The following is a 13,996-nucleotide window of genomic DNA, read 5'->3' on the forward strand; positions in this document are numbered from 1 at the left end:
GCCTCTTCCCCGTCAGCCCCTGCCGCTCCCCGGCGGGGGCTGACGCGTCCACGCGCTCGCCCCCCCCGTTCGCCTCCGGTTTCCCCCTGTCCCCGGCCGTGCCCCGCCGCGCATCCGGCCGGGTGGGGCCTCGAACATCGGGCCGGATGGCCGTAGCATCCCGCCATGCCGAACGGTGAGCAGGGACAGCAGCAGACACACGGAACGCACGGCTCCACCCCCGCCGGCGGGCAGTGGTACCCGCCCGAGTGGCCCGACCGGATCCGCGCGCTCATGGACGGTTCCCTCACCCCGGTGGAACCCAGACGCGCCGCCACCGTCATGCTGCTCCGCGACACCCCCGCCGGCCCCGCCGTGCACATGCTGCGCCGCAAGGCCTCCATGGCCTTCGCGGGCGGCGCGTACGCCTACCCCGGCGGCGGGGTCGACCCCCGCGACGGGGACCACCTCGTCGGCTGGGCCGGCCCGAGCCGCGAGGACTGGGCCGGCCGCCTCGCCACCGACCCCCGCACCGCCCAGGCGATCGTCTGCGGCGCCGTCCGCGAGACCTTCGAGGAGGCGGGCGTCCTGCTCGCCGGCGAGACCCCCGGCACCGTCGTCGGGGACACCACCGGCGACGACTGGGAGGCCGACCGTGCGGCCCTCGTCGCCCGCGAGCTGTCCTTCGCCGAGTTCCTCGACCGTCGCGGCCTGCGGCTGCGCTCCGACCTGCTCGGCGCCTGGGCCCGCTGGATCACCCCGGAGTTCGAGCCCCGCCGCTACGACACCTGGTTCTTCGTCGCCGCCCTACCGGAGGGCCAGCGCACCCGCAACGCCTCCACCGAGGCCGACCGGACCGTCTGGATCCGCCCCGCGGACGCCGCCGCCGGCTACGACAGGGGCGAGCTGCTGATGATGCCGCCCACCATCTCCACGCTGCGCTCCCTGGAGCCGTACGGGAGTGCCGGCGACGCCCTCACCGCGGCCGCCGCCCAGGACCTGACGCCCGTACTGGCCGAGGCCTCGCTGGAGAACGGCGAAGTGGTGCTCAGCTGGCCGGGCCACGACGAGTTCACCAAGCACGTCCGCCTCGGAGGCACCCCGTGACGAACGCCGCCGCCCTGCCCGGACAGCCCCGCGGAATCGTCTCCTCAGGGCGCGCCACCGCCCGCGCGGTCAACATCCTGGCCCCCAACGCCTCCGCGATGACCCTGGACGGCACCAACACCTGGCTCGTCTCGGAGCCCGGCTCCGCGGAAGCCGTCGTCATCGATCCCGGCCCCCTGGACGAGACCCATCTGCGCGCGGTCGTGGAGGCCGCCGAGCAGGCGGGCAAGCGGATCGCGCTGACCCTCCTGACCCACGGCCATCCCGACCACGCCGAGGGCGCCGGCCGGTTCGCCGAGCTCACGGGTACCAAGGTCCGCGCCCTGGACCCCGCCCTGCGCCTCGGGGACGAGGGGCTCGGCGCCGGCGACGTGATCCGGACCGGCGGCCTGGAGCTGCGCGTGGTGCCGACCCCCGGCCACACCGCCGACTCGCTCTGCTTCCACCTGCCCGCCGACCGCGCCGTCCTGACCGGCGACACGATCCTCGGCCGCGGCACCACCGTTGTGGCCCACCCCGACGGCCGCCTCGGCGACTACCTGGACTCCCTGCGCCGGCTGCGCTCGCTGACCGTCGACGACGGCGTGCACACGGTGCTCCCGGGTCACGGCCCGGTCCTCGACGACGCACAGGGAGCGGTGGAGTTCTACCTGGCCCACCGGGCGCACCGCCTCGCCCAGGTCGAGACGGCCGTCGAGAACGGCTACGCCACCCCCGCGGAGGTCGTCGCCCATGTCTACGCGGACGTGGACCGCTCGCTGTGGCCGGCCGCGGAGTGGTCCGTACGGGCGCAGCTGGAGTACCTTCAAGATCACGGACTGATCCCGGGGGGACCCGAATGAACACGCTTTTCCTGCTGCTCGCGCTCCTTGGCACGGCCGCTTGGATCACCTCGACGGCGACCCTGCGGATGAAGGCCCTGGAGCGGCGCTCGGAGCGCCTGGAGCGGCGGCTGGGCCTGTTGCTGGACCACTTCGGCATCGAGGAGCCCGAGCCGGCCGGGCTGGACGAGGTACGGGCGCTGGCGCGCGACGGGCGCACCGTCGACGCCATCCGCGTCTACCGGCGGGTCACCGGGGCGGGCCTGGCCGAGGCGAAGCAGGCGGTCGAGGCCCTGACCGACGTCTAGCCGTGCGGGTGTGACGTGTCAGCGGGGCGACTTGGTCCCGTGCCGGGCCGTGTACTCGTCCGCGAGCCACGGCCCGAGGTCGTCCAGGTACGCGTGCAGCACGGCCGGGTCCCCGTCCGGATCGAGCGCCACCGCGGCCGCGGCGCGCATCTGCGCCGCGCGCTCCGGGTAGTACCGCCCGAAGATCTCCGCGGACTCGGCGAGATCGCTGGTCCAGCCGCCCCACCGGGGCATCACGAGCGTGAACCCGGTGCGCACCAGGTGCCGCGAGAAGTGCCGGCTGAGCCTGCGGTACTCGGCGGGGGTCGAAGAGGCCTGCATCCTGGCCCGCCACCGGGGGAGCAGGGAGGCCAGGTCGCCGTTGGTCTCCCGGGCGAGCAGGCTGTCCGGACGGTAGCGGGGGAGGTGCTCGGCCAGGTCCGCGCCGAGCAGCGGGGTGCACAGGCAGGCGAGGAACCAGCCCAGATCGAAACGTTCCTGCTCGCTCAGCAGCCGGTCCTTGCCGTAGAGCAGGACGCCGACGCCGTCGATCTCGGGGAAGTCCTCGTCGAACCCGCGCGCCAGCACCTCGGCGGTGTCCCGGTCCTCGTCGGAGGGCTCGTGGTGGAGGGCGAGCAGCAGGTCGAGGTCGGAGCGCCCCGGGCGCGCCGTTCCGCGCGGCACGGATCCGTACAGGTACGCGCTGTGCAGCCGCTGCCCGTACGCCTCGCCGGTCCGCTCGCGCGCGGCGGCGACGAGCGGCGCGAAGGCGTCCTGCACCAGGCCGAGCGACCCCTCGCGCCGGAAGTACCCGGACGCGTCCATCCCCCTGTGCTCCATGGCCCCATTATCCCGGCCGCCGCATCCGGCCCCGCCGGCGTTTGAGGCGCGGGGCGCGGGGTGCGGGGCGGAGCCCCGAGAGTCCGGCGAAGCCGGGGACGCTTGCGCAGCGGTGCCGCAGGCGAAACGCACGGAGGGGCCCCGCCCGGTAGGGCGGAACCCCTCCACGCACAGCGAAACCGCGGTCAGCGGGACCGCTTCGCCAGGCGTTCCACGTCCAGCAGGATGACCGCGCGGGCCTCCAGGCGCAGCCAGCCGCGGCCCGCGAAGTCCGCGAGGGCCTTGTTGACCGTCTCGCGGGAGGCGCCGACCAGCTGGGCCAGCTCTTCCTGGGTCAGGTCGTGGACGACGTGGATGCCTTCCTCGGACTGCACGCCGAAGCGGCGCGACAGGTCCAGGAGGGCGCGGGCGACACGGCCCGGGACATCGGAGAAGACCAGGTCGGACATCTGGTCGTTGGTCTTGCGCAGGCGCCGTGCCACCGCGCGCAGCAGCGCGGTCGCGACCTCGGGCCGGGCGTTGAGCCAGGGCTGGAGGTCGCCGTGGCCGAGGCCGAGCAGCTTGACCTCGGTCAGGGCGGTGGCGGTGGCGGTGCGCGGGCCCGGGTCGAAGAGCGACAGCTCGCCGATCAGCTCGCCGGGGCCGAGGACGGCCAGCATGTTCTCGCGGCCGTCGGGGGAGGTGCGGTGGAGCTTCACCTTGCCCTCGGTCACGACATACAGCCGGTCGCCGGGGTCGCCCTCGTGGAACAGGGCGTCACCGCGTGCGAGGGTCACCTCGCCCATGGAGGCGCGGAGCTCCGCGGCCTGCTCGTCATCGAGCGCCGCGAAGAGCGGGGCGCGCCGCAGAACGTCGTCCACGAGTCTCTCTCCTACTGTCGACCAGCTCAGGGAACCGTGCTCCCCATTTTGCCGGACGGCTCAAACAGTGCGATCAATCACAAGGATGCCGGACGTACGGGCGTGCTGTGCGGCGAGAGGCCAATCGGATCGGTGTTACCTGAGGTCCGGGCGGGTTTCAGCACCCGGCCTCGGGCCGTCCGGGTGTCCAACAGGCCGGTGAGAGCACAGGCCAAGGGGTTCGGGGGAGTGACACGCCCAGTCGATTCAGCTGTGGGCGAACATGCCCCCGAGAAGGCTACCAAGAAGCTCTCACAGCCCCCGCCCCGACCGCCGGGCAAAGCTTCGGCCAAGAAAGAACCCGAGGGGGTCAGTCCTCCTCGGACGCGGAAGGGCCGTCGTGGTGGATGTGGATGTCGCCCTCCATGACCGTGAACAGGTTGCTGTGCCCGTCCGCCGTGTTGGTCTGGCTCGCGGCGGGCTCGGGGGAGCCGTCGGCCGGGGGCGCGTCGGCCGTGGTGTCGGTGGACGGGGCGGCGGGCTGCTGCGGGCCGGTCTCGACGGTGTTCTCGTGGCCGACCACGACGGGGCCGGTCGCATCGCCGCCGATGCTGACCGTGAACCGGTCGCCTGATGTGGATGCCATGTTCGGGACTCCTTCGCAGAGCTGGATTCGGGGGGCGGGGCCGCTACTTCGAGGACAAGCGGGTCCACGTGAACAATCCGCAGTTGAAGCAGGTCAGGTTGAGGTCCGATGGCGCCGTCTCCGAGACGCGTGCCGTTGATCCGTCGGGAGAGACGGAGACGGTGATGAGGCCGGTGCCGAGGCGGGAGCACGGGCCCTTGTCCTTGTCGTACATCGGCCACGGAGCGCTGTACGTACCGGCGCTGCCGGTGAATTCGACGCTCCCGCCGCAGCCGTCCGGCGCCGTGTACGTGCCGGAGCCGGATGCGGCGATCCTGACGGCTCCCCCTTCCGTGTTCCACACCCCGGCGAGGTCGGTGCCGCCGGCGGAGGTGTCCTCCGGGTCGAAGGAGCCACTGCCGATGGCGGCGGCGAGGACGACGGCGATCACCGCGAGGACCAGGGTGACGACGGCCTTGGCCGTGAGGACCGTGGTGCCGACGGCGACCGCCGTACCGGTGGCACCGGCGGCACCCGCCCCGGTCGCGGCGGCTGCGCCGGCGCCGGCGGTGCCGATCGAACCGGCGGCGGCGTGGCCCGCGGCGTGCGGCACCAGCGACACCGCGCCGTGCCCGGCCGGCGCGTGGGAGAGGCTCGTCATGTGGGCTGCCGCGGACGGGGTCGTGGTGGTGTGCGCGGCCGTGGTGGCATGGCCGGCGGCCGTGTGCGCGGCCGTGGCACCACCGTCGTGGATGGGGGGCGCCGCCGCGCTGTGTGCGCTGCCCGCGCTGTGTGCGGCCGTGGCGCCGCCGTCGTGGACGGGGGGCGCCGCCGCGCTGTGTGCGCTGCCCGCGCCGTGCGCGGCCGTGGCACCGCCGTCGTGCACCGGGGGCGCCGCAGGGGCGGGCGGTGCGGGTGGTGTGGGGGTCATCGGAGGGGCGTACTGATGGGCGTGCAGGGCGGCGTTGACCCCCTGCCCGTCGCCGAGCTGCCGCCACAGCACCAATGCCTCGGCCAGGAGCACCCCGGCCATCACACGGCGGCCCGTCAACAGGTTCCGGATGCCCTCCTCGTGCGTGAAGTAGGCCTCGGCGCGCCGGTCCCCCGCGCTCCGTGCGGCGGTCCAGCCGCGGCCGAGCAGCCGGGCCCAGGCGCCGAACCGCAGCGAGCGCGCCAGGGCCGGCGACGCGGACCGCGCGACCCGGACCGCGAGATCCGGGCGCCCGGCCAGCTCGGCCAGCGCGGCGGCCCGCTCCAGGGCCGGACCGTGCTCGGCGACCTGAACGGGCATCGTGGTCGGCCGCGTCGCCCAGCGGGCGAAGTACCGGCATATCTGGTCGACGGAGAAAGGCTCGGGAAGCCGCTGATGCAGCGCGGGTGCGGTGTCGGGAGCGCAGCGGTACCCGTGCTCCTCGGCCAGCAGCAGCCCCAGGCGGACCAGGCGGTCGCAGGTCCCGGCCGCGTCGGCCACCTCCGTGATCGCGCCGATGTGCACCGGGTCCAGCTCGACGCCGCCCAGCGTCGCCAGGAGGTGCACCACGCTGGTCGCCTCCGCGTCGAGTCGGCCGAGCAGCAGCGGGACCAGATCGGCGACCTCGCCGGGCCGGGGCAGCCTCGCCTCGCCCGCGGAGCCGGGCCGGGCCAGCGAGGCCGCGCGCAGCAGCTGGAGCGGCCGCCCCTCCGCGGCTTCCCACAGGGAGGTGGCGGCGGCGGTCTCGCCCTCGTCCAGCGGGCGGCGAAGCTCCCGGGCGAAGAGCTCGATGGCCGCCGCGACGTCCAGTCCCCGCATCTCCAGTGCCGTGCCGTCGTCGCCCAGCAGGGACCTGCTGTGGCTCGCGAAGACGAAGACGGCGTCCTGCGCGATGTCCGCGAGCGCCAGCAGTTGTTCGCGGCCCAGATCGGCGTTGTCGATGTAGACGGTCACCCGCACGCCGGCCATGAGCCGGCGCAGCTCCGTGTCCGAAGGGGCGTACCCCGGGCTGTCGTAGCAGGCTTCGAAGATCTCCTGCGCGAGGTCGCCCACCTCGCGGTGGGCCGCGTTCAGGTACAACACTCCGTCCGGGCCCGGTGCGAGACGCCGTACCGCATGCCGCAGGACCAGGCTGGTGCCGATGCCGGGCGGACCGTACAGCTGCACCAGTCCGCCGGCGCCGATGGCGTCGGCCAGAGCCGTGACCACAGGTCCCCGGCCGACCGGTTCCTGCTGCACCCGGGGCAGCAGTTCGACCCGCGGCCGGCGCTCCGGACGGGGCCGTTCCCGCTCCACCAGCAGGGTCACGGTCGAGCCGTGCTGGGCGTCGACCACGAGGTTGTGGTTGCCCGCCACCACGGGCCCGCGGGGGCTGCCTCCGATGTCGATCCGATGGACGGCTCCCGCGCCCTCGCCGGAGGTGTCCTGCTCACGGCCGCCCGTCGTCGCGGCCGCTCCGTCCGCCTCATCCATGGCCATACCGCTTTCCCCGTCGTAGGAATCGCCGCTGCCCGGGCGCTCCGGCCCGCATGTGGCCGACGCTAGCGACGTCGCGGTGCAGGGAAACCGTCGTACGACTGTTTGCGGGCTCCCGGCTAGGAGAAGGCGATGTCCCTCAGCAGGGCGAGGTCCTGGACCCGGATGGTGCGGTAGCCCGTGGAGACCACGCCCCTGGTGCGGAGCCCGCGCAGGGCTTTGTGGACGGTGGGCTCGGCCGCGCCGGACAGGGTGGCGAGCTCGGGCTGGGTGATCGGCCAGCGGATCACGGCTCCCCTGCCTGCGGGTTCTCCGTAGGTCACCGCGATCTGGTGGAGCACTCGGGCCAGCCGGGTCGGCACGTCGCAGCCGGTGAAGTCGATGCGGTGGGAGTTGGCGACGCGCAGCTTCGTCACGATGGACTCGCTGACGGCCTGCGCGGTGTGGGGATCCCGCCGCGTGCAGTCGAGGAAGTCGCCGCGGGTGACCGCTCGGGCGGCGACGGGTCCGCAGGTGGTGACCGTTGCCGATCGGGGCCGGCCGTCCATGGCGGCGAGTTCGCCGACCAGGTCCCCGCCCATCCGGACGGCCAGCAGGGCCTCTCGGTTGTCATGGGTGCGGCCTGTCACCTTGACCACCCCGTCGAGCAGGATCAGGACGAAGTCGGTCTGCTCGGCTTCCCGCATGAGCACGCGGTCGGCCGGGTAACGCGTGAGGGCCCCCAGCGCGAGCAGCCGGTCGCGTGAGGCCGGCGGTAAGCCGCCCAGCAGGCTCGACGGCGGCCAGACCTGCTCTCCGCGCTGCTGCCACTGCCCGCGTGTGCTGCGGCCCGTACCCCTGTCGACCGTGGTCATTGCCCCGCTCCCCGCATCGCCCGAACGCACGGCGTTCCGTCACCGGGACAAGTATGGGTCGCAGCAGCGTCGTAGGCGATGTGCATGCCAACTCTGGTTCCCGGCGATCGCGTGGGATCTCGTACTGCGACGGGATGTCCGCCGCGCGCCCGGGGAACAGTGGAGTTCGTTCCCGAGGAGGACCGAGTGGATCGAGAGTGGGCATACCGGGCCGTGCTGGCCGTCGACATCGAGCGCTCCGCAGGCCGTGGCAACCTCGCGCTCCTGGCGATCCGCGAGGTGCTGTCCACGGCCCTCCGGGCGTCGTTCGAGCAGAGCGGGATCGCCTGGGAGTCCTGCCTGCGCGAAGACCTGGGCGACGGGCTGCGGGTCGTCCCGCCGGCCGGTGTGCGCAAGACCAGGCTCGTCCACCCGCTGGTGCACGAGCTCGCGGCCCGGCTCCGCGCCCACAACCGGACCGCCGGTCCGGCCACGCGGATCCGCGTCAGGATCGCCCTGCACGCCGGCGACGTCCACCTCGGCCGGGACGGCGAGGTCTGCGGCCGTCCGCTCGAAGTCCTCGCGCGGCTCCTGGACGCGGCCCCGGCCCGGTCCGCCCTGGCGCGGGCACCGCAGACCACGCCGGCGGTGCTCCTCCTGTCGCAGCACTTCTACGAGGAGACGGTGCCGCACGGTCATCCCGGAATCGAGCCGGACGATTTCCGCAAGGTCACCTTCACGGCGAAGGAGTACACCGCGGATGCCTGGCTCCATGTGCCCGGGCAGCCGGTGGTGGTGCCGCAGACGCCCGAAGCCGAAGCCGGCGCCGAGGCGGCCGCCGCGGACGGCCCACGGACGCCCGGCCGCTTGAAGATGGTCAACAAAGCGTCGGGACACGGCACCGTCAACGCGCTCCAGAGCGGTGTCCAGCACATCAACATCACCCGTGAGCCGTGAGGGGGCACGCATGGACGACGAGCTGACCGCGCTGGCGGAAGCAGCCGCCGCGGTGCTGGTCTCGGCGATGGCCACGGACCTGTGGCAGGGCGCCAGGAGCAGCGTCCTCGGCCTCTTCCGCAGGGCCGGCCGGAGGCGGCGCGTCGCGGTCGAGGGCCTGCTGGACCGCAATGCCGCACTCGTACGGGAATCCGCCGACCCCGATGAGGCCCGGCGGGCGCTGCTCGGATCCTGGGCCCTGGAACTGGCGGCGATGCTGCGCGAGGATCCCTCGTGCCTGGAGCCCCTCACCCGGCTGGTGGCAGGTGCCGACGGCGCCCCTTCGCACGACCGCCGTCCACGGGCCGGCGAGCAGACGAACACCGCACATGACTCCGGAACCGTCTTCGCCGTCCAGTACGGAGATCAGCGGGTCTACCGGTCCGCTGAAGCGGAGGACCCCGCCGGGCGTTGAAGGCCCGGCACCGCTCCCGGCCGGGCGCGGTGAATCCCCCCGGCCGGACGGACATCCGGCGTAGCCTTCGGTCATGGCAGAGAGCAAGGTCAGCAAGGACGGGGCGGCTGTGCGAGGCAAGCCCCCCGAGTCGCGCCTCGCGATGGTGCGCCGGGCCCGGCGCATCAACCGCGAGCTGGCCGAGATCTACCCGTACGCCCATCCCGAGCTCGACTTCCGGAATCCCTTCGAGCTGCTGGTCGCCACGGTCCTCTCCGCCCAGACCACCGACCTGCGCGTGAACCAGACGACCCCGGCCCTGTTCGCCGCCTACCCGACCCCCGAGGACATGGCCGCGGCGGTGCCCGAGGAACTGGAGGAGATCATCCGGCCGACCGGGTTCTTCCGGGCGAAGGCGCGGTCCCTGCTCGGCCTCTCCCAGGCCCTGCGGGACGACTTCGACGGCGAGGTCCCGGGCCGGATCGAGGATCTGGTCAAGCTGCCCGGCGTCGGCCGGAAGACGGCCAACGTGGTGCTCGGCAATGCGTTCGGCGTCCCGGGCATCACCGTGGACACCCACTTCGGCCGGCTGGTGCGCCGATGGAAGTGGACCGAGCAGGAGGACCCGGAGAAGGTCGAGGCGGAGATCTGCGCGATCTTCCCGAAGAGCGAGTGGACGATGCTCTCGCACCGCGTCGTCTTCCACGGCCGCCGGATCTGCCACGCCCGCAGGCCCGCCTGTGGCGCCTGCCCGATCGCCCCGCTGTGCCCCGCGTACGGGGAGGGCGAGACGGACCCGGAGAAGGCGAAGAAGCTGCTCAAGTACGAGAAGGGCGGCCGGCCCGGCCAGCGGCTGAGCCCGCCGCCGGACTACCCGGGCCTGCCGGCCGAGCCGCTGGCCGACGGCCAGGCGGTCTCCTGAGCACGGCCGCGGGCCGCCGCACGGCGGCCCGCGGAGGAACGAATCCGGCCCGGGGCTGCGTTGTCCCCGTACAGGACGGCAACGGTGTCGGCGACGGCAGGGAGCAGGGGTGCCTATGACGCGCGGAGCGCGGGACGAGAGCGGCGTGGCCCAGGCGGACGCGCCGCCGCAGCAGGGCAAGACGCGGGGCAACCCGTACGCGGACCAGGACGGTCCGCGCGTGAGCCGCCAGGGGCTGCCGCAGTGGCTCGATCCCGTCGTGGAGGCCGCGCGGACGGTCCGGCCGACCCAGCTGAGCCGCTTCCTGCCGCCCGAGGACGGCCGCGGCCGCCAGTCCGCCGTGCTGATCCTCTTCGGCGAGGGCCCCAGCGGCCCGGAACTGCTGCTGATGGAGCGCGCCGGGAGCCTGCGCTCGCACCCCGGCCAGCCCTCGTTCCCGGGCGGCGCCCTCGACCCGGAGGACGGCGATCCGCACACCACCGGCCCGCTGCGCGCCGCCCTGCGCGAGGCCGAGGAGGAGACCGGGCTCGACCCGGCCGGCGTCCAGCTCTTCGGCGTGCTGCCCCGCCTCTACATCCCGGTCAGCGAGTTCGTCGTGACCCCGGTGCTCGGCTGGTGGCGCGATCCCAGCCCGGTCGGCGCCGTGGACCCGGCCGAGACCGCCCGCGTCTTCACGGTTCCCGTGTCGGATCTCACGGACCCCGATCATCGCGTCATGGCCCTCCACCCAAGCGGCCATCTGGGCCCCGCTTTCACCGTCGAATCGGCTCTGGTCTGGGGTTTTACCGCCGGGGTGATCGACCGGCTGCTGCATTTCGCGGGATGGGAGCGCCCCTGGGACCGATCGAGGCAGGTCCCGCTCGACTGGCGCGCATGAGACGGTGACCCTCGTGAACGTGCTGGACATCCTGTTGCTGGTCGCCGCCGTGTGGTTCGCGATCGTCGGCTACCGCCAGGGGTTCGTCGTCGGCATCCTGTCGGTGATCGGCTTCCTCGGCGGTGGCCTCGTCGCCGTGTCCCTGCTCCCGCTGCTCTGGGACCGGGTGACCGACAACGGCACCCAGGTCTCCACCACAGTCGTCGTGATCGCCGTCGTCGTGATCATCGTCTGTGCCTCGATCGGGCAGGCCCTCACCACCCATCTGGGCAACCGGCTGCGTCGCCACATCACGTGGTCACCGGCCCGCGTGGTCGACGCGACCGGCGGAGCGCTGGTCAACGTCGTCGCGATGCTGCTGGTGGCGTGGCTGATCGGCTCGGCGCTCGCCGGGACGTCACTTCCCACGCTGGGCAGGGAGGTCCGCAACTCCAAGGTGCTGCTCGGCGTCTCGCGGGTGCTCCCCGCCCAGGCCAACACCTGGTTCTCGGACTTCAGCTCCACTCTCGCGCGCAGCGGCTTCCCGCAGGTCTTCAGCCCGTTCTCCAACGAGCCGATCACCGAGGTGAAGGCGCCCGACCCGGCGCTCGCCCGCAGCCCCGTCACCGCGGCGGCCAAGCGTTCGATCGTGAAGGTCGTCGGTACCGCGCCGAGCTGCAGCAAGGTCCTGGAGGGCACCGGCTTCGTCTTCGCACCCGGCAAGGTGATGACCAACGCGCACGTCGTCGGCGGGGTCGGCGAGCCGACCGTGCAGATCGGCGGCGAGGGCAAGCTCTACGACGGCAAGGTCGTGCTCTACGACTGGGAGCGCGACATCGCCATCCTGGACGTGCCCAAGCTGAAGGCGCCCGCGCTGGAGTTCACCGAGAAGGACGCGGTGAGCAGCAGCGACGCGATCGTCGCCGGCTTCCCGGAGAACGGCGCGTACGACGTCCGCGCGGCACGCGTCCGCGGCCGGATCAACGCCAACGGCCCGGACATCTACCACCGCGGCACCGTCCGCCGCGACGTCTACTCCCTGTACGCGACCGTCCGCCAGGGCAACTCCGGCGGCCCGCTGCTGACGCCCGACGGGAAGGTGTACGGGGTCGTCTTCGCGAAGTCGCTCGACGACCCGAACACCGGTTACGTGCTGACGGCGGACGAGGTCCGCGACGACATCCGGATCGGGAAGGTCGCCGACCGGCGGGTCGACAGCCAGGGCTGCGCCCTCTGATCCGTACGGAGCGGGGCGCGGCTTCGGCTACGTCCGTGGGTGCCGCAGGCGCGCCGAGACCCAGCGGGCCCGGCGGCGCAGGATGCGCGGAATCCCGAGGCGGGGGTCGTGGCCGTCCCGGCCCGTCCTCCCGTGCAGGCCCGGCGTCGCTGCCGGGCGGCGTTCGCGTGCGGTGTCACCGTAGTCGTGCGTCCAGCCCATACAACGAGCTGTGCCCGGGCCCCAAGGTCGGTAACCCCGTCCGGGGCGGCCAATTGGCCTATGCGCCGGGCAATTGAATACCCGTAAGACTGTCGCACTGGCTGTCGTACGGCCGGTGCTGACGGCTGGTCAGGCGCTTCCGTCTGCTCAGCGGTCCGGCTCGGGGTCCTTGAGCCAGTTCACCAGCTCGGTCGAGAAGGCGGCGGGATCCTCCTCGTGCGGGAAGTGCCCGAGGCCGTCGAACAGCCGCCACCGGTACGGGGCTTCGACGTACTCGCCGGAGCCGGCGGCGCTCCGGGTCCGCATCACCGGGTCGAGCGAGCCGTGCAGGTGCAGCGTCGGCACGCGCACGGGCCGCTTCATCCTGCGGTTGAACTGGAGCCCGTCGGGCCGGGCCATCGAGCGCATCATCCAGCGGTACGGCTCGATCGAGCAGTGCGCGGTCGACGGGATGCACATCGCCCGCCGGTACACGTCGAGGTCCGCCTCCTCGGGGGGCACGGGCCCGGACCAGTCCCGGATCAGCTCCGCCACGAGCGCCCCGTCGTCGGCGACGAGCTGCCGCTCGGGGATGAACGGCCGCTGGAAGCCCCAGATGTGCGAACTCGCCCGGGTCTGGCCGAAGTCGGACAGCATCGCCGAGCGCCAGCGCCGCGGGTGCGGCATCGAGGAGACCACGAGTCGGCGCACCAGCTTGGGGCGCATGACCGCTGCGGTCCAGGCGAGGTAGCCGCCCAGGTCGTGTCCCACGAGGGCGGCGTCCGGCTCGCCGAGGGACCGTACGACCCCGGTGATGTCGAGCGCCAGGTTGGCGGGGTCGTAGCCGCGCGGGGTGCGGTCGCTGCCGCCCACGCCGCGCAGGTCCATCGCGACCGCCCGGTACCCGGCGTCGGCGAGCGCGGTCAGCTGATGCCGCCACGTCCACCAGAACTGCGGGAAGCCGTGCAACAGCAGTACCAGCGGCCCGTCACCGAGCTCGGCGACGTGGAACCGGGCCCCGTTGGCCGCGACGTCCCGGTGCGTCACCGCCCTCCCGCCGGGCACGTCGATCCTGACCGCCGTCGCGGCGGTGGGCGGAGTGCTGGAGTCCGGCAAGGGCGCTGTCATGAGGACGAGCGTGCCACACCCACGGCCTGGTCACTCACCGACCGCGGGTGCGGCTTGACGGTCCCGACGACCGCCGCGGTCTGCTTGACCGATGCGATGGTCATCTCCGGCGGCTTGACCTTCTTGAACTTCGACACGGCGATCAGCGCCAGCAGGCCCGCGAGCAGCAGGAACGCCACGCCGACGATGAGGAAGGACCAGGCGAGCCCGAGCCCGAGGTTGTGGATCCCGTACGCCGCGGCGAAGCTCAGCACCGGCAGGGAGAACAGTGCGAACACGCCTGCGATCGAGATGGCGGTGCCGCCGATGGCCGCACGCCTGACGTCCTGGCGGATCTCCGCCTTGGCGAGGGCGATCTCGTCGTGCACCAGGGCGGACATCTCGGCGGTGGCCGAGGCGACCAGCTGGCCGAGTGTGCGCTCGGCTCCTTGCGCCCCTTGGTCCACTGCGCTCATCGCTCTCTCCCTCTGTCATCTGCCGTCGTCTGCTGTCGGCGCCGCGGGCGG

Annotated in this window: 15 protein-coding genes; 8 read left to right on the forward strand and 7 right to left on the reverse strand. The window is 73.2% G+C overall.

What is annotated here, in order from left to right; genetic code table 11:
• The first annotated feature begins 165 nt into the window (after positions 1–165).
• From ABTY04_RS14085 to ABTY04_RS14095, 3 genes are read left to right on the forward strand one after another with little or no spacing between them, the layout of a single operon-like run.
• A complete protein-coding gene (locus tag ABTY04_RS14085) occupies positions 166–1,086 on the forward strand; it encodes an NUDIX hydrolase (protein ID WP_502996633.1) in 921 nt (306 codons plus the stop codon).
• Positions 1,083–1,928 carry an MBL fold metallo-hydrolase gene (locus ABTY04_RS14090; RefSeq protein WP_352213628.1) on the forward strand — a complete coding sequence of 282 codons (846 nt, stop codon included), beginning with the start codon at positions 1,083–1,085 and terminating at the stop codon, positions 1,926–1,928. The genes ABTY04_RS14085 and ABTY04_RS14090 overlap by 4 nt, the downstream gene beginning before the upstream one ends.
• The gene (locus tag ABTY04_RS14095) at positions 1,925–2,215 is read left to right on the forward strand and encodes a hypothetical protein (protein ID WP_352213629.1); all 291 of its coding nucleotides are present in this window, start codon (positions 1,925–1,927) and stop codon (positions 2,213–2,215) included. Before ABTY04_RS14090 ends, ABTY04_RS14095 begins: the two co-directional genes overlap by 4 nt.
• 18 nt (positions 2,216–2,233) lie before the next feature.
• On the opposite strand, the gene ABTY04_RS14100 is transcribed toward ABTY04_RS14095, so the two are convergent.
• The 5 genes from ABTY04_RS14100 to ABTY04_RS14120 all read right to left on the reverse strand — a co-directional run bounded on the left by ABTY04_RS14100 (position 2,234) and on the right by ABTY04_RS14120 (position 7,798).
• Positions 2,234–3,034, reverse strand: a complete 801-nt coding sequence (locus tag ABTY04_RS14100; protein WP_352213630.1) for a nucleotidyltransferase domain-containing protein — start codon at positions 3,032–3,034, stop codon at positions 2,234–2,236.
• 185 nt (positions 3,035–3,219) lie between these two features.
• Complete coding sequence (locus ABTY04_RS14105; RefSeq protein WP_003981529.1) at positions 3,220–3,894, reverse strand: Crp/Fnr family transcriptional regulator; 675 nt, start codon at positions 3,892–3,894, stop codon at positions 3,220–3,222.
• Positions 3,895–4,243: 349 nt separating this feature from the next.
• The gene (locus ABTY04_RS14110) at positions 4,244–4,519 is read right to left on the reverse strand and encodes a hypothetical protein (protein WP_352213631.1); all 276 of its coding nucleotides are present in this window, start codon (positions 4,517–4,519) and stop codon (positions 4,244–4,246) included.
• A 43-nt stretch (positions 4,520–4,562) separates the two neighbouring features.
• On the reverse strand, positions 4,563–6,947 hold the full coding sequence (locus tag ABTY04_RS14115) for an ATP-binding protein (protein WP_352213632.1): 2,385 nt from the start codon (positions 6,945–6,947) through the stop codon (positions 4,563–4,565).
• 116 nt (positions 6,948–7,063) lie between these two features.
• Entirely contained in the window at positions 7,064–7,798 is a 735-nt protein-coding gene (locus ABTY04_RS14120) for a Crp/Fnr family transcriptional regulator (RefSeq protein WP_352213633.1), read from the reverse strand.
• A gap of 186 nt (positions 7,799–7,984) precedes the next feature.
• Here ABTY04_RS14120 and ABTY04_RS14125 point away from each other — a divergent pair, with 186 nt between their 5' ends.
• The 5 genes from ABTY04_RS14125 (at position 7,985) to ABTY04_RS14145 (ending at position 12,182) form a co-directional block, all read left to right on the forward strand.
• On the forward strand, positions 7,985–8,734 hold the full coding sequence (locus ABTY04_RS14125) for a nucleotidyl cyclase domain-containing protein (RefSeq protein ID WP_352213634.1): 750 nt from the start codon (positions 7,985–7,987) through the stop codon (positions 8,732–8,734).
• A 10-nt stretch (positions 8,735–8,744) separates the two neighbouring features.
• Positions 8,745–9,188 carry a hypothetical protein gene (locus ABTY04_RS14130; protein ID WP_352213635.1) on the forward strand — a complete coding sequence of 148 codons (444 nt, stop codon included), beginning with the start codon at positions 8,745–8,747 and terminating at the stop codon, positions 9,186–9,188.
• A gap of 73 nt (positions 9,189–9,261) precedes the next feature.
• Positions 9,262–10,089 (forward strand): endonuclease III, encoded by an 828-nt coding sequence (gene nth, locus ABTY04_RS14135; RefSeq protein WP_352213636.1) that lies wholly within the window; start codon positions 9,262–9,264, stop codon positions 10,087–10,089.
• A 115-nt stretch (positions 10,090–10,204) separates the two neighbouring features.
• Positions 10,205–10,966 carry an NUDIX hydrolase gene (locus ABTY04_RS14140; protein ID WP_352213637.1) on the forward strand — a complete coding sequence of 254 codons (762 nt, stop codon included), beginning with the start codon at positions 10,205–10,207 and terminating at the stop codon, positions 10,964–10,966.
• A 13-nt stretch (positions 10,967–10,979) separates the two neighbouring features.
• A complete protein-coding gene (locus ABTY04_RS14145; RefSeq protein ID WP_352213788.1) occupies positions 10,980–12,182 on the forward strand; it encodes a MarP family serine protease in 1,203 nt (400 codons plus the stop codon).
• 348 nt (positions 12,183–12,530) lie between these two features.
• Here ABTY04_RS14145 and ABTY04_RS14150 read toward each other — a convergent pair whose 3' ends face one another.
• Both ABTY04_RS14150 and ABTY04_RS14155 read right to left on the reverse strand, forming a co-directional pair.
• Positions 12,531–13,490 carry an alpha/beta fold hydrolase gene (locus ABTY04_RS14150; RefSeq protein ID WP_352213638.1) on the reverse strand — a complete coding sequence of 320 codons (960 nt, stop codon included), beginning with the start codon at positions 13,488–13,490 and terminating at the stop codon, positions 12,531–12,533.
• A complete protein-coding gene (locus tag ABTY04_RS14155) occupies positions 13,487–13,945 on the reverse strand; it encodes a phage holin family protein (RefSeq protein ID WP_352213639.1) in 459 nt (152 codons plus the stop codon). The genes ABTY04_RS14150 and ABTY04_RS14155 overlap by 4 nt, the downstream gene beginning before the upstream one ends.
• Positions 13,946–13,996: the final 51 nt, after the last annotated feature.

This window comes from Streptomyces sp. NPDC097981, assembly GCF_040302565.1.
Classification (GTDB): Bacteria; Actinomycetota; Actinomycetes; order Streptomycetales; family Streptomycetaceae; genus Streptomyces.

Coding starts and splice junctions, on each gene's coding strand:
- ABTY04_RS14085 (WP_502996633.1), top strand. CDS start 166: ATGCCGAACGGTGAGCAGGGACAGCAGCAGACACACGGAACGCACGGC.
- ABTY04_RS14095 (WP_352213629.1), top strand. CDS start 1,925: ATGAACACGCTTTTCCTGCTGCTCGCGCTCCTTGGCACGGCCGCTTGG.
- ABTY04_RS14100 (WP_352213630.1), bottom strand. CDS start 3,034: ATGGAGCACAGGGGGATGGACGCGTCCGGGTACTTCCGGCGCGAGGGG.
- ABTY04_RS14110 (WP_352213631.1), bottom strand. CDS start 4,519: ATGGCATCCACATCAGGCGACCGGTTCACGGTCAGCATCGGCGGCGAT.
- ABTY04_RS14115 (WP_352213632.1), bottom strand. CDS start 6,947: ATGGCCATGGATGAGGCGGACGGAGCGGCCGCGACGACGGGCGGCCGT.
- ABTY04_RS14120 (WP_352213633.1), bottom strand. CDS start 7,798: ATGACCACGGTCGACAGGGGTACGGGCCGCAGCACACGCGGGCAGTGG.
- ABTY04_RS14130 (WP_352213635.1), top strand. CDS start 8,745: ATGGACGACGAGCTGACCGCGCTGGCGGAAGCAGCCGCCGCGGTGCTG.
- nth (WP_352213636.1), top strand. CDS start 9,262: ATGGCAGAGAGCAAGGTCAGCAAGGACGGGGCGGCTGTGCGAGGCAAG.
- ABTY04_RS14140 (WP_352213637.1), top strand. CDS start 10,205: ATGACGCGCGGAGCGCGGGACGAGAGCGGCGTGGCCCAGGCGGACGCG.
- ABTY04_RS14150 (WP_352213638.1), bottom strand. CDS start 13,490: ATGACAGCGCCCTTGCCGGACTCCAGCACTCCGCCCACCGCCGCGACG.
- ABTY04_RS14155 (WP_352213639.1), bottom strand. CDS start 13,945: ATGAGCGCAGTGGACCAAGGGGCGCAAGGAGCCGAGCGCACACTCGGC.